This is a genomic window from Neisseria sp. P0009.S007, from assembly GCF_051962515.1.
This window is the reverse complement of sequence record NZ_JBQCVF010000125.1, coordinates 1-1,491: the sequence shown is the minus strand read 5'-3', so window position 1 is coordinate 1,491 and position 1,491 is coordinate 1. Positions and strand designations below refer to the sequence as shown.

The 1,491-nt window shown below is 50.5% G+C and carries 2 protein-coding genes; both read right to left on the bottom strand.

The window, feature by feature from the left end; translation table 11 throughout:
• On the bottom strand, positions 1-377 hold a 377-nt coding region (locus ACTHS3_RS10040), incomplete at its 3' end, for an epoxyqueuosine reductase QueH (protein ID WP_440367881.1).
• 112 nt (positions 378-489) lie between these two features.
• A partial coding sequence (locus ACTHS3_RS10035; protein ID WP_440367879.1) for a patatin-like phospholipase family protein occupies positions 490-1,491 on the bottom strand: 1,002 nt, incomplete at its 5' end.

Genomic DNA, 1,491 nt, shown 5'->3' with positions numbered 1-1,491 from the left:
GCCGCTTTTTCAAAACGCATATCGAAACACATGGTGCAGCGGATACCGCGTTCGGGTTCAAATTCCATGCCTTTGGCTTTGGCAAACCATTCTTTGCGGTCGTTTTCGTAGTCGTCGTCTTTATCGACAAAAGGGATGCCGAATTTGTCCGCAAAGCGCATGTTTTCTTCTTTGCGCAACATATATTCTTTGTGCGGATGGATATTGGGGTTGTAAAAATAAATGGTGTAGTCGATGCCGCTGGCAAGCATGGCTTCCATCACTTCGCCGGAACATGGGGCGCAGCAGGAATGCAGCAGGACTTTTTTATGGCCGCCCGGTGGAACGAGGATGGGGCGGTCAATATCGGTAACGATGGGAGTGTTTAATTCGGTCATGGTTGGATTCTATTTATTGTTAAGTGTTTCAGACGGCCTTGGGTATCGAGGCCGTCTGAAATATAAGATGAAGCAGATATTTTAACAGAGCTGTACTTTATGGAACAGTTTGCTACTGCTTTTTCTTTTCGTTCAATGGCTTGAACTCTTGCGCATCCGGAGGCGGGGCTGCGAAGATGGTGTCTGGATTGGGGTGTGCCGCAAATTCTGCCAGCAGGTTGCGATAGTCCAGCGACTGCTTCATCAGTTCGGCTGCGGCGGTACGCAGGTTGTCCACATCTTCCGGTGGCAGATAAAAACTGGTCGGAATGTTCAATACTTTTTCCCTCAACTCGGAAGGAGGGAGGTCTTTGAGGTTGAGGCTGACGAAGGAGAAGCTGATGCCGTCGGTTTGTTTGTCTTTATTCCACTGATCGACGAAGGCACGGAAACGGCGCAGGGATTCTTGCGAGTTTTGGTCGATGGGGATATTGACGATGGAGGAGACGACGTCGCGGAAACCGGGAACGGCCGCGGTTTTGTCCAAATTGCTGCTGACTTGGTTTTGCGCATTGACGTTGATGACGACGATATGGCGGATGTTGTTTTGCAGGATTTTGTTTGTCAGGATTTTTTCCGGGTACATTTCCGTCATATCCAAAAGGCTGCGCATACCCAGATTGTCGGTCAGGCCGCCGTCTATCAGGTGGATGTAGGGTCGGTTTTTCCCGTCTGCGTATTTTTGGAAGCGCTCGTAAAATTCTTTTATGGTGCGGCTTTGTTGTCTGCCTGTTTCGCTGTCGTCTGCATCTTCGATTTTGATCGGCGGCGTGTAGCTGCAGCGTCCGCCGTTGTTGTTTAGGGTAATCGGTGCAAATACCATAGGCACGGAGCTTGAAGCTGCAACGGCGCGGGCAAGTCGCAAGTCGCCCAAGTCGATACACATCGGGTCGAAATATTCCTGCGTGAAATTGAAACGCTCGCCTATGCCCATATCGGTGGCGGAAATGATGGCAAACGGGCCCTTGGCATTTTTTTCCAAATCGCGGAAAGTGGTTTTGCCGAAAAGGTAGTTTTCAAACTGCTCCTGCAACAGATCGCCGCGTCCGTATTCAGGCGAGGCCAGTCGGGGCAG